Raw genomic sequence first — 11,131 nt, forward strand, 5'->3', positions numbered from 1 at the left:
GTCCGGAGATGATGCTGGCTATGCTCCTGTCCAGCTCCTCCTCCACCAGACGGATGGCTCCGCAGGCGGCCAGGACGCGCAGGGCATCAGAGTTGAAGAGGGCCATCTCCGCTGGATCAAGGAACTCCCTCTTCGCTCCGATGAGGGGGTCCATGGGAAGAATGATATAGCCGTAGCCTTCGGCTGATAGAGCCTCTCTGGCCTCTTTTTTACTCGGACCGTCGGAGATGATGATAGTTGGAATGCCACGGTATGCCTCCCGGGCGGCGGTGGGGCCTGCGGTAGCGGCATTGGGGCTGCTGATAACTACCAGTTGAGGCTGCCAGGCCTTCAGCTCTTCTGCAGCCTTTCCCTCCTTCTCAGTCATCTTGGGGCCGAAGCTGATGATCTTGAACTCTATATCCGTTCTCTCTGCGATCTCATCCAGGGACAGATCGATAGCCGTAGAGGTGGCTATGTTTCCCAGCTTCACAAAGCCGATCTTGAACATGCCGGTAGAGAAGTCATGGGGAAGATAAAAGGATTTTGTTTTCCAATGCGGATAATTGCCGGCAGCCGATCGTCGGATGGAATCTTGGATCTGGGCTTTCCCGCTTCAAAGGCAGGTTCAGGCCTTTGATCATCAGGAGAGAGATGCACGCATAGCCGCAAAAGCACCCAAGATCCTGCCAATTGCCCAGAGAGAGGTTCGGAAGCTGCAGCAGGCCGATGAGCCAAAGGATGAAGCTGGGACCCTTGAGAGAGCTGCCAGGCTGGAAGATCTGCATATCTGTCAGATGGAGAAGCTGAAAAGAACCAAAGAAGAGTGATAAGGTTTATCATTACTGGATGGCCTCATAAAGAGAAGGCGGCAAGATCCTGAACGTGCATTTTGAAAACTGCAAAAAAATGGACCATGAGACGGCTTTGCAGATAGCCTGGAAGCTGAAGGCTGAAGCCGTAGGCTCTCGAATAATTATAATCAATTTTTATAATTTTGTAATGCCCTAGAATCGACTTTCACCTTCCCCGATTGCGGCGATCTCTCTGGCGGCGCTGAATGCCAGGCAAGGTACATGGAGCCGTTGGTGGATCTAGACTCTTATCAAAGCAATCCTCACGTAGGATTCTGGTGAGGCGAACGACCTTTAGACTCCTATAAGGGTCTGTTGCCATGAAATACTTGAAAATTCATAGTTTTAGGTGCATACTGTAATTTCATAGATGCCTTCCAGGGGAGTGTTTTTGCCTCCCTCCCCGTGTTAGAGAGGTCTATGATAGTTTTAAATTGGAGGGAATGAATTAGCAATCATGCCTCGATTGATAATAGAAAAAAGAAGAAATTTGGGATTAATCCCGGAAGTTGTCGGATATCTATCGAGTACTTCTGCACCAGATTACATATATACTGATTATAAAGTGAGACATCCTGCTGGTGTCTTTGGACTGGCTACTTACTATGTGATAATGGATTTCATTGATTTGCTAAAAGAGCTTGAAGAGAATCAACTTAATTATAATGATATAAACATCTTGGATAGAAAATTTAGAAGTTTGCTTAATAACTTCTTTAAGTTTTATGACTCGTGCTATGAAATTATGCTTGGTTGTTGTAAACAACATATTCCTCCATCCGAAAACGAGTTTATTTGGAGATGGCTGGAAAATGAAAGAAGGCACCCCGATCAAATCTACCGTGTTGGGACTGAATTCCATAATGGTACAAAGAACGAGCTGAAATATTTTAGGGAACTCTACAACAAATTGAAGCATACAAGCAATACCATCCACGAAGAGTATTTTCAGGATAGATCCCATGTTATTATGGGATTCTATATGGAAGCTGTTGCTGGTGTAAGAACCGTTGGCCCGGATGACCACATTCATCCCAGGCATAATGGGAATGTTAAGTCTGCAAACTCTTATAATTTTAAGTTAAGAGAGCTATATTATTTAATATATTTTATATCCGATGAGCTTAAAAAGGCTCTGGAAATGCATTACTTTGACGTATATGGCCTACATCTTGAATTTGATGAGAACTTAAACTCTGATGGCAGAATGAATGATCAGAAATGGAGAGACTTATTGGAGCGAATCAAGAGACTGCCCCAGGATTATTACCCAAATGAGTTTGGCGAGAATCTCTATAATGTTCGGGAAGAATCTGATAGATTAATATTCGAGGAGGGAATAGCTGGACAGACGGATTTAAATGGGCACTTTGGCGGCAAGCAGAGGTTAGATGGGTTCACATCAACAATAGTCCTGCCTTATGTGTCAAGAGATACGTTTAGACCATAACTGCGATCGAAATGGAGATTCACCAGATTTAGCCATATCCTGGATTTGTTAAATCAAACTTGCGTGCTGCCACCCCGCCTTAGAGGATGGAGTAGCTTCGGGCCGCACGCCCTCACATCCGGTTTTATGGAATCCCTAAATCGTCGGGCTTTCGTTGACCAGATCCCCTTGATCAGAATTATCGTAACTCTATTTAAAACTCTGTTTTAGGTTCCCAGAGAGTCGGGGTGAGAGATCCTTGCGGGGCAGCTGCAGTTACGCAGCGTGACCACATTAAGCATCTGCTTTATTTCAGGGCTATTTCACCGGTTAGCCTGCAAAAAGCCGGCATTTCCGCAGGTGCTTGGCCGTGGTTGTGAAGGGAAGGCAGGATAGTGATCTCGGGCGGTATAATGATGCTTGAAATTATCCTACCCTTCCAAGCAAAACTCTTGAGGCCATAGCCCTTTTTCTTTAGGGTCCACGCCTTCAACTTCGAAACGGCATCGGATCATCTCATCAACCTCCGAGAGCGGAACCCTAAAGACCTCTGCCAGAATCTCCTTGGCGGCTTCCAGCTCCATAGCCTTCAGATCACGGTGCACTACCCTATTTTGCTGCCTGATTAGCTGCTCAAGGACTCCTGCCATGGATAACATATACTGCGTGCAAGATTAAGTAGATTTGCCAGAAAACAATATCAATAAACCATTTTTACATAATAGAATGTATGAATAAGATACAAATGGGCAAATCAAGGAAAGTGTGTTCAGATCTCAGAGAATAGCCAAATGAAATCGTTTTCTTAGGCTAATTCTTACAGGAAATAAAACGCCCGGACCGGGATGTTATCTCTATTTTACAGGTAACACTTATATACCATCAGAGCCTTATCCATATCAGGTGAGCACGTGGTTAAACCGGACAGATCGCGATATATTTGGCTCTATTGTAAGTCTAAAGCCCAAAAAGATGAGTGGCAGGCCCTGGCAGGAAAGGCGAATACTCCTCTATCGGCCTGGTGCGCTTCGATTATTGAGGAGAGGTTAGCAGAAGAGGACGGAGGTCAACCACGGCATAAACTGGTCAAAGACATGGAGACCTTGAAGGCTGATAACAAGGCTCTGCGCGACGACCTGAGGCAAAAAGAGGTAGTTTTGCAGAGGTATGAGGCCGAATTGCGGCGCTATCGGGCCGAACCATTCCAGGCAGAGGCATTCAAGGGCGTGCGCACATTCTCAAAAGAGCTGGTGGACATCCTGAAGGCGCGTGGTCGCGTGGGAAGCTACCAGATACTCGAGCTGTTGGGGATCAATCCCGGTGAAGCAGAGGCCATTAAGGCAGTCTCAAAGCAACTGGAAGAGCTGGAGAAGTTCAATCTGATCAAGGCAGACGGCAAGGGCTGGCAATGGATCGCATAATCAAGGACTTTGAAAGAGACTGCCAGATACGAGGAATGGCAGAACGGTCCATAAACTCATATCATACATGCATCCGTGCCTATGGGGATTACCTGGCGGCCCGTGGGAAGGGGTTTCTAACCGCCAATAAGGATGATCTCGTTAGCTTCATAGAGTCTCTGAGGTTGGACAAAGGACTATCGCTAATGACGGTTAAGAGATACCTAGCGGCTCTATCATCCCTCTGCGAATATCTGGTTTTCAAGGAGCAGATCCAAGCAAACTACGTGAGGCCGGTTCGGAGTCGGTATATCAGGAGCTACAAAGAGACTCCAGAAGGGCGTAAGCTCATTTCGGTGGGCGACATGGCCAACCTGATCAATTCCACCCTGAATGTGAGAGACAAGGCGATTATAGCACTCCTGGCAAAGACTGGCATAAGGCGGAACGAACTTATCACCCTGGATATCTCTGATGTGGACCTGATCGAGAATATGATCAGATTGAAGCCCACGGCGAAGCGGACTAACCGAACGGTATTCTTTGATGATGAGTGCGCTTATCTCCTCAGGCGGTGGTTGAAGGTCCGGGAAGGTACGAACAAGAAAGGCAGCACTGCTCTATTCTTGAATCACGAAGGAAAGAGGCTTAACAGGTCCGGAGTCTATAACCTGGTGGTAGAGGCCGCCAGGCGCGCTGGCCTGCACAATCCCGATTCTAAGCGGCTGGAGGATCACTTTTCCCCTCACGCATGCAGACATTGGTACTGCACCCATCTCTTCAGAGCGGGAATGAGGAGAGAGTATATCAAGGAGCTGAGGGGCGACAGCCGGAAAGAGGCTTTCGATCTCTATAACCACATCGACCTGAAGGAGCTGAAAGAGGCTTACCTGGCGTGCATTCCGCAGTTGGGGATTTAGTAGATATCTCCCCTGGCGTCGAGTTTCAATACGAGAACTTGTGACTCCTCGACTTGATAAATGAGCCTGTATTCACCGATTCTAGCCCGGAATCGGTTTTTTTGGCCTTTACATTTTTTGATATCAAAATTGGTTGAAGAAAGAGCAACGATTTTGGTTCTTAATGGATAGGGATTCTCGCTAAGACTGTCGATTAGCTTCCCGATTTTTACCTGATGGGATCGAGGAAGAGATAATATATAAAGCCTGATTTTTTTATCTAAGCGAACACAAAAGCTCATAGACCAAGTTCAGCCTTGAGGTCTTCCCAGGATATGCCACACTTGCGGGTCTCTTCTGCCAGCCTGTCAAGCTCCTCAATCTCACATGCTTCCAGCTCGATCTCATCAATTGTGACATCCTGGATCTTGGTTAAGCCGGCCATGGTATGTACTCATCTTGCAGGAGAGATATAGGTTTCGATAAGGCGGGATCGTTCTATGACATTCTTCGTGCAATTGATAAAAATGTCATAGAACTAAGGCAGAAAAGAGAGAGCGGGCGGGGCTATCTTGCTGTCTCAAAATCACATATCTTACCACCGATCGAAAGGATTAAGATATTTCGTCGCGATCAAGCATTTGGTTGATTTGGGCAATTGTGGCATCTTGCGAATAATCCAAAGCTTTATAAATGTCAGTTCTTGCGCCTTTATCCCATAGCTCTTTTATCTTCTGAAAGGCAATTGGATCGGTTTCAAGCATTCTTCTTTCAGCTTCGACATCTTTTTCATGCTCAATATTTGAGACCAGTGTTTGAAAAGCAGCGACCGGGCACATTTTATCTGGCTTCCCCCCATGTAGCCATATAATACCCGACTCACTACAAATGAGATCATGAGCGGCGTCATAGGTAATATGATCCATATTATAAATTTCTGATAAACAGTCTCTATACAGCGTGTCCTTAAAGATCCCCATGATTATTTCCGCAGCGCCATAGTAATGAAGTGCTCTTGATGAAAGCTCACGTTCGAGTGTTGGTGTTAAGGTGCCTTCCGCTCTTAACAATTCTCGCTTGGAAAAAGTCGATTGAGACATGCTAAGGTAATGCTTTATCTTCTGAAGAATCGTTTTGGTGATGACTGGCAATTGCTCTTTCTGGATGTAATAAGGGTATTCGATTTGAGGCCCGCGTTTCCCAGGTCGAATCAAAGATCTTTCTTCGCTAAAAATTAGCCCACTGTTCTTTAGTCCCTTCAAGGTCTTCGATGCATAAGCCTTATCAAGCTTCAATATATCGCATATTTCCCATTGCGCATGCCCCTTTTCATCACCCAAAAAAGCCAAGACCTTTAACTCAGTTTGGTTGAATCCGAAGTCCTCAATTGCCATTCAAAGATATTCTACAAGCTATTCATTAAAATATCTTTCGATATGCAGAAATGGTTGACAAAGAAACGGTTGTCATACAACCATTATTTTTGTACCTATTTCTATATATATTTAGAGTATATTAGTATACGGGCATGGAGCTTGACTTAGGGACAAGACGTGTACAGGATTATCAAGGGGCGGCTTTGCTGTGCTTGCCAAAATCCTGGATTAAGAGCCGTGGGGTTGTGAAAGGTGATAGGCTTCGTGTGATTGCTCAAATGGATGGATCGCTAAGAATCGAAGCCCCGGAGATAGCATGAAAAGAATAAAGTGCCCGATGTTACCAGCATCAGGCGGCGCAATCCAAAGCAGAACACCAGGCAGGCAACCAGGAGTTCATTATGCATACCTCTCATTCAAAGGATAAAAGGATTTCTCCGAAGGCATGTGCCGATTGTGGCGGCTTCTTTCCCCTGTCGTTTGATCCCGACACACGGCGCTATTTCGATAATAGCACTCTTTGCCAATGCAGGAGGAGATCATGAGATCATTCCCGCCATACAGCGAGCCCCGCCGGTTGCCAGAGTACTCTGAGGCTCGCGGTGAACTCCTCCGGGTTCTGATTCTAGAAGGTTTCGCCGTCGCCATGTTCTCATGGGGGGCAATTTCTTTGCCTGGGGAGATGGAGCCGAAGCTGACCGCCCTGGTGGGCCATGAGATTGCAGTGCTCAGGCTGGATGGATATCATGTTCGCGAGGTAAACGATGCCTGACGCGCTGGAGACTTCAAGCGGTCCTTGGACCGCCCATGCGGGCGAAAGCTATCTCTCTGCGGTGGCTTTCCCGGCCTGGATTTCATTATTTAGCCCGAGACCCAACTTCATCCTCAGCTCCGGCAGGCGCAAAAATGAGTGGCTGGAATGGGTAGATGAAGGGCGGTATCATGGTCTAGCGGCCTTCCAGGTGGATGCTGAGGGCCTGGTGAGCAAGGAGCCGTTAAAGACCATTCCTAGGAAAAGGCCCGGCCATGTGAGCGCGCGGCAGTGGAGGCGGTGCTGATGGTCAGCGAAACCCAAATACAAGCGGAAAATGCCAAGCTGAGGGGCCAACTGAGCAAGGCCATTGCCGATGCTCATTATTGGCGTGAGAGGGCCATCTTCCTTGAGGCTGAGAGGGACTGCTACCGTGACCAGTTCCGAGGGGGCTAAAAATGCAACCTCCCATTACCATAGACGACCTCACCACCAAAACCACAACATCCAGTGGGGGGATAATTGCAGAGCTATCCCCATCAAAAGCGGCCAAAAGCCTCTGTGATAAATTGACATTGGTTATGACTGGTGGTGACGATAGCATATGGTACTTTGACGGTCAAATCTACCAGAACCAGGGAAAGGAGTACATCAAGGACTTAATCTATTCAACAGCAGGAGATCTAGCGGATAAGAGACTGGTCAATGAGATTCTAGACCGTATAGGCTCCAAGTTGCGACTATCCCCCGTCACATTTAACCCAAATCCATCGTTACTGGGGGTAGACAATGGAGTGATAGACTGTAGCACTGGATCATTCCGGCCCTATGCCCGACAGGATTTGATTACTGATAAACTGGCAGTGCACTATGATAAAAATGCTCGATGCCCCGAGATAATCAAGTTCATCGAGAGCGTCACCCCAAGCAGCAACGATAGAATAACGTTGATTGACATTATAGCCAGTGGTGCATATAGAAAGGCGCTTCATTACATCGCTTTCCTGATTGGCCATGGTTCCAGCGGATCATCTACGCTCATTCACCTGCTGCAGGCATTTTATGGGGCTGAAAGTACTGAAGCCATACCACTCAATGAACTGGTAGAGAGACCGTTTGCGTTATCCTCTCTGAAGAATGCCCGGTACAGCATCGGGCAGGAGATTGAGGCAGTCAAAAAATCAGGAACCTCCAGGATTAAGGAGATTTCTGGAGGAGACTGGATATCTGCAGATGTAAAAAATAAAGACCGAGCAAGATTCAAGGGCTGGACCAAATTAATTTTCAAAGGTAATGCGGTCCCTAGATTTACCGATACCACCTGGGCCTTTCGGAGGCGGTTTGTAGAGATCAAATTGCCATACAAATTTGTTCCCGAAATAGACCATGGAGAGCCTAATCAGAGAAAAATGGACCCTGATATTGAGGAGAAAATCACAACCCCTGAAGAATTATCAGGATTATTGAATCTGCTCCTTACCAGGCTGCCTATAATCATCAAGAATAAGCGAATCCATCAAACCAAGGGCCAATACGAGGAATACAGGCAGCAGGTAGACAGCGTAACCAGCTTTCTTGACCTGTTCTGTACCTATTATCCTGAATCAAGAAGCGTACGGATACCAGTAAAGGATATCTACGGCCATTTTCTGAGGTGGTGCGATTTGATCATGGGCAACCAGGTGGATGCTAGGCAGTTTGGCAAATATATCAAGCACCATTGTGAAAATAAACCAGGAATAGAGACTACTATTGACAAAAAGACCGTTACCGTGTACCCAGGCCTCACATTTGATAAAGATAAGTTTGATGAGGTTATCAAGGATTTGCATACCGGATTAAAACCGGATAAGACCGGATTGAATACCGGATTAGAACATAGTCAACAGATATTGATTACCGGATATACCGGATTAGAATCTAATGTAGAAGGTACATGGGGGGATATACATGCCTCCTTTGGTCCTCTCTATGGAGAAGAATGTAAAAATGGTCAAAATGACCCATTTAATCCGGTTTCCGATAGCAAGAGGCCTGGTGGTGATCCGATTTTCAATCCGGTTAAACCGGATATACATCCGGTCCCTTCAGTGGTTGAAGAGTTCCTGGCTGATGGTGGTAAGAGCAGCTTGGACAGGTTCCTGGCAGAGTTCCCGGAGGCAGCAGAATGAAGCTATTGGCATTTGACTTTGAGACTGCTGGCGGGGAGACCCTGATCCATGGTGGTAAGGGGAAGCCAAAAACGCGACTGGACGCACGGAAGGCTACGCCAAAACTTCTGACATATGCTACAGAATCCGCCTCTGGTATCCTGCAGCCTGATGAGTACCGCCGGCTGCTTCCTGTGCTGGCAAATCCTGAGGTGGTTAAGATTGGCCATAACCTGGCATATGATCTTGGGCTCATCCGAGCAGCAGTGGGCCATAGATTTCCAGTGGTCAGTCTCTTTGATACCATGGTCGCCTACCAACTGCTGATAGCCGGGCTCTATGAGAACAGCCTGAAACATTCCGGCCTGGGGGCCGTGGCAAAAGATGTTCTGGGGGTGGACCTGGATAAGTCTCTACAAACCTCTGACTGGTCCGGGATTCTTAAAGAAGAACAGCTGCAGTATGCCCTCAAGGACTCTGAAATTTTGATCAAGCTATATCCAGTACTGAAGGATCTGCTTGAGGCTAAAGGCCTCTCCAGGGTGGCCCAGATTGAGTTTGACTGCATACCCATAACAGTGGAGGCTATGCAGATGGGTCTGCCGCTGGATATCCCTGGGGTGCAGGCTAAAATAGCATCTCTGACTGACGTTATAGGCGGCTTAGAGAAGGAAATCAGGGCTATTGCGAATGAGGCTGGCTGGGTATCTCCGAGCAAGGATAAGAAGCGCCGGAAACTGAATTTGAGTAGTTCACAGCACCTGAAGGCCCTCTTGCAGGCGGTCTATGATGATGTTAAAGACTCATCCGAGGCCACAATAAAGGCCCTTCTGCAACAGCAACCGGATAAACCTCTGGCAGGACTCCTTCGTGATATCAAGAAATATGAGATGCAACAGCGGTTTTTACGATCCTGGCTGAAGAATCACGACCAGGGGCGGCTGTACAGCAGCTATCAGCAGATCGGCACCAGGACGGGCCGATATACCTCCAGTGGTCCTAATGCCCAACAGATTAGCAAAGATCTGAGGTACCTCTTCAAGGCTGCACCAGGGAGGGCTTTGGTAGAATGTGACTACTCTAATATTGAGATGCGTTTGGCTGCTGAGATCTCAGGTGAGCCAACCCTGCTAAAGCTCTACCGTGAGGGTGCAGACCTGCACAAGGTCACTGCAGCTAAAGTCTTTGGCGTTCCAGTCGATGAAGTCACAACAGAGCAGCGCAAGACTGCGAAGGTGATCAATTTTGGTGCATTGTACGGGGGAGGCATTCCCTATCTCATGGAAGCTATCCCCGGCATTACAAAGGATGAGGCCATAACATATCTGGATGCTTTCAAGGCTGGCTATCCGGGACTGTTGGCGTATTGGGATAGATGCAAAAATAAGGCTCTGAGAGTGGTGGTTAACAGCAGGGAGTACCTTGTTGCCAGATCAGCATTAGGCAGGTTGGAGTATGTCCCACGCAGGGATGAAGCTACCGGAATGCTTCATAAAAAATTGAAGAACCGGCTAATTAATATCCCCATTCAGGCAACCGGCGTGGACCTCTTCAAACTGGCATCAGGATTACTGTATAAGGAGTTCTGTAAGCCTGAATACCAGGATTTCAATTTCCTTCTGTCCCTGCATGATTCTGTACTCTTGGAGTGCCCAAAGGAACGAGCTGAGGAGTGCTCTGAGCTGGTCAATAGGGTGTTCATGGCAGCAGCAGGAGAGATCTTCCGGGATGCCCCATGCGCAGCAGATGTAAAGATCGGCACTAACTGGTCCTTTGCGGAGGCCGGCGCATGACCGAACCTGAGGCCGTCGCCGGTCTGCGAAAGATCCGGACATATCTTCTTGAATCCATTTCGCAGGCAGCGGATGAGATCGCGGTGATTGATAGCGAAATAGAGGAACTACTTGGAGGCAGGAGACCAGGAGCAGGAGCAGTATGAGCAAAGGGAAATGTCACTCACGAGGAGCTAGAATGAACATCATGAAAGCAAACGAGCGGAACCTGAGGCGGAAAGTCCGGAAGCAAGCGGCCTACGATAGGCGGCAATACGACAAGCCACAGATCGAGGAGAGCTGATGAGACCTTATTGTCCTATATGCGACGGCGGCAACCGGACGTTGCTTGAAGAGATCCTTAGGCTGGAAGGCCCGGAGGTGTTAGCCCAATGCTACTCCATACCGCTTGAAGCGATCCGAGCCCATATGAGGGAGAGCTGAGATGGGGAGGAAAAGCAAGATTGAAGCCCATCCTCAGAGCGAGGAAATCATAAAGCGGCTGGCTTCTGGAGAAGAAT

Annotated in this window: 15 protein-coding genes; 10 read left to right on the top strand and 5 right to left on the bottom strand. The window is 47.6% G+C overall.

The features are described 5' to 3' along the window. Positions 1-490: F420-dependent methylenetetrahydromethanopterin dehydrogenase (locus BP727_RS12225; protein ID WP_286859032.1), on the bottom strand; the 490-nt coding region annotated here is incomplete at its 3' end. Between the two features lie 76 nt (positions 491-566). Between BP727_RS12225 and BP727_RS12230 the strand changes: the two genes are divergently transcribed. Both BP727_RS12230 and BP727_RS12235 read left to right on the top strand, forming a co-directional pair. Beyond that, a complete protein-coding gene (locus tag BP727_RS12230) occupies positions 567-809 on the top strand; it encodes a hypothetical protein (protein ID WP_286859034.1) in 243 nt (80 codons plus the stop codon). A gap of 481 nt (positions 810-1,290) precedes the next feature. Next, positions 1,291-2,283: a hypothetical protein gene (locus BP727_RS12235; RefSeq protein ID WP_286859036.1), complete on the top strand. Its 993-nt coding sequence runs from the start codon at positions 1,291-1,293 to the stop codon at positions 2,281-2,283. 410 nt (positions 2,284-2,693) lie between these two features. On the opposite strand, the gene BP727_RS12240 is transcribed toward BP727_RS12235, so the two are convergent. Then, the gene (locus tag BP727_RS12240; RefSeq protein ID WP_013718843.1) at positions 2,694-2,912 is read right to left on the bottom strand and encodes a hypothetical protein; all 219 of its coding nucleotides are present in this window, start codon (positions 2,910-2,912) and stop codon (positions 2,694-2,696) included. Between the two features lie 444 nt (positions 2,913-3,356). Here BP727_RS12240 and BP727_RS12245 point away from each other — a divergent pair, with 444 nt between their 5' ends. Continuing rightward, positions 3,357-3,683, top strand: a complete 327-nt coding sequence (locus BP727_RS12245) for a hypothetical protein (protein ID WP_286859039.1) — start codon at positions 3,357-3,359, stop codon at positions 3,681-3,683. Further along, the gene (locus BP727_RS12250; protein WP_286859041.1) at positions 3,671-4,582 is read left to right on the top strand and encodes a tyrosine-type recombinase/integrase; all 912 of its coding nucleotides are present in this window, start codon (positions 3,671-3,673) and stop codon (positions 4,580-4,582) included. The genes BP727_RS12245 and BP727_RS12250 overlap by 13 nt, the downstream gene beginning before the upstream one ends. Here BP727_RS12250 and BP727_RS13700 read toward each other — a convergent pair. From BP727_RS13700 to BP727_RS12260, 3 genes are all read right to left on the bottom strand, one after another. Next, on the bottom strand, positions 4,579-4,863 hold the full coding sequence (locus BP727_RS13700) for a type II toxin-antitoxin system RelE family toxin (RefSeq protein ID WP_394339417.1): 285 nt from the start codon (positions 4,861-4,863) through the stop codon (positions 4,579-4,581). The two genes, BP727_RS12250 and BP727_RS13700, sit on opposite strands and share 4 nt — an antisense overlap. Beyond that, positions 4,860-5,006: a hypothetical protein gene (locus tag BP727_RS12255; RefSeq protein ID WP_286859043.1), complete on the bottom strand. Its 147-nt coding sequence runs from the start codon at positions 5,004-5,006 to the stop codon at positions 4,860-4,862. The genes BP727_RS13700 and BP727_RS12255 overlap by 4 nt, the downstream gene beginning before the upstream one ends. A 169-nt stretch (positions 5,007-5,175) precedes the next feature. Next, the gene (locus BP727_RS12260; RefSeq protein WP_286859045.1) at positions 5,176-5,955 is read right to left on the bottom strand and encodes a MarR family transcriptional regulator; all 780 of its coding nucleotides are present in this window, start codon (positions 5,953-5,955) and stop codon (positions 5,176-5,178) included. A gap of 523 nt (positions 5,956-6,478) precedes the next feature. Here BP727_RS12260 and BP727_RS12265 point away from each other — a divergent pair. From BP727_RS12265 to BP727_RS12290, 6 genes are all read left to right on the top strand, one after another. After that, a complete protein-coding gene (locus BP727_RS12265; RefSeq protein WP_286859046.1) occupies positions 6,479-6,709 on the top strand; it encodes a hypothetical protein in 231 nt (76 codons plus the stop codon). A 285-nt stretch (positions 6,710-6,994) separates the two neighbouring features. Then, the gene (locus BP727_RS12270) at positions 6,995-7,144 is read left to right on the top strand and encodes a hypothetical protein (protein WP_286859048.1); all 150 of its coding nucleotides are present in this window, start codon (positions 6,995-6,997) and stop codon (positions 7,142-7,144) included. A 2-nt stretch (positions 7,145-7,146) separates the two neighbouring features. Then, positions 7,147-8,859, top strand: coding sequence for a DNA primase family protein (locus BP727_RS12275; protein WP_286859050.1), 1,713 nt, complete (start codon positions 7,147-7,149; stop codon positions 8,857-8,859). Continuing rightward, complete coding sequence (locus tag BP727_RS12280) at positions 8,856-10,631, top strand: DNA polymerase (protein ID WP_286859052.1); 1,776 nt, start codon at positions 8,856-8,858, stop codon at positions 10,629-10,631. Before BP727_RS12275 ends, BP727_RS12280 begins: the two co-directional genes overlap by 4 nt. Continuing rightward, positions 10,628-10,777, top strand: a complete 150-nt coding sequence (locus BP727_RS12285; RefSeq protein WP_286859054.1) for a hypothetical protein — start codon at positions 10,628-10,630, stop codon at positions 10,775-10,777. The genes BP727_RS12280 and BP727_RS12285 overlap by 4 nt, the downstream gene beginning before the upstream one ends. Positions 10,778-10,913: 136 nt before the next feature. Then, positions 10,914-11,054, top strand: coding sequence for a hypothetical protein (locus BP727_RS12290; protein WP_286859056.1), 141 nt, complete (start codon positions 10,914-10,916; stop codon positions 11,052-11,054). The last annotated feature ends 77 nt before the right edge of the window (positions 11,055-11,131 follow it).

It is taken from the genome of Methanosaeta sp. UBA356 (assembly GCF_002496465.1).
Lineage (GTDB): Archaea > Halobacteriota > Methanosarcinia > Methanotrichales > Methanotrichaceae > Methanothrix > Methanothrix soehngenii.

Bases quoted from the DNA above. Each gene is read 5' to 3' on its own strand.
- BP727_RS12230 (WP_286859034.1), top strand. From the start codon at position 567: ATGGAATCTTGGATCTGGGCTTTCCCGCTTCAAAGGCAGGTTCAGGCC.
- BP727_RS12235 (WP_286859036.1), top strand. From the start codon at position 1,291: ATGCCTCGATTGATAATAGAAAAAAGAAGAAATTTGGGATTAATCCCG.
- BP727_RS12240 (WP_013718843.1), bottom strand. From the start codon at position 2,912: ATGGCAGGAGTCCTTGAGCAGCTAATCAGGCAGCAAAATAGGGTAGTG.
- BP727_RS12245 (WP_286859039.1), top strand. From the start codon at position 3,357: ATGGAGACCTTGAAGGCTGATAACAAGGCTCTGCGCGACGACCTGAGG.
- BP727_RS12250 (WP_286859041.1), top strand. From the start codon at position 3,671: ATGGATCGCATAATCAAGGACTTTGAAAGAGACTGCCAGATACGAGGA.
- BP727_RS13700 (WP_394339417.1), bottom strand. From the start codon at position 4,863: ATGAGCTTTTGTGTTCGCTTAGATAAAAAAATCAGGCTTTATATATTA.
- BP727_RS12255 (WP_286859043.1), bottom strand. From the start codon at position 5,006: ATGGCCGGCTTAACCAAGATCCAGGATGTCACAATTGATGAGATCGAG.
- BP727_RS12260 (WP_286859045.1), bottom strand. From the start codon at position 5,955: ATGGCAATTGAGGACTTCGGATTCAACCAAACTGAGTTAAAGGTCTTG.
- BP727_RS12265 (WP_286859046.1), top strand. From the start codon at position 6,479: ATGAGATCATTCCCGCCATACAGCGAGCCCCGCCGGTTGCCAGAGTAC.
- BP727_RS12270 (WP_286859048.1), top strand. From the start codon at position 6,995: ATGGTCAGCGAAACCCAAATACAAGCGGAAAATGCCAAGCTGAGGGGC.
- BP727_RS12275 (WP_286859050.1), top strand. From the start codon at position 7,147: ATGCAACCTCCCATTACCATAGACGACCTCACCACCAAAACCACAACA.
- BP727_RS12280 (WP_286859052.1), top strand. From the start codon at position 8,856: ATGAAGCTATTGGCATTTGACTTTGAGACTGCTGGCGGGGAGACCCTG.
- BP727_RS12285 (WP_286859054.1), top strand. From the start codon at position 10,628: ATGACCGAACCTGAGGCCGTCGCCGGTCTGCGAAAGATCCGGACATAT.
- BP727_RS12290 (WP_286859056.1), top strand. From the start codon at position 10,914: ATGAGACCTTATTGTCCTATATGCGACGGCGGCAACCGGACGTTGCTT.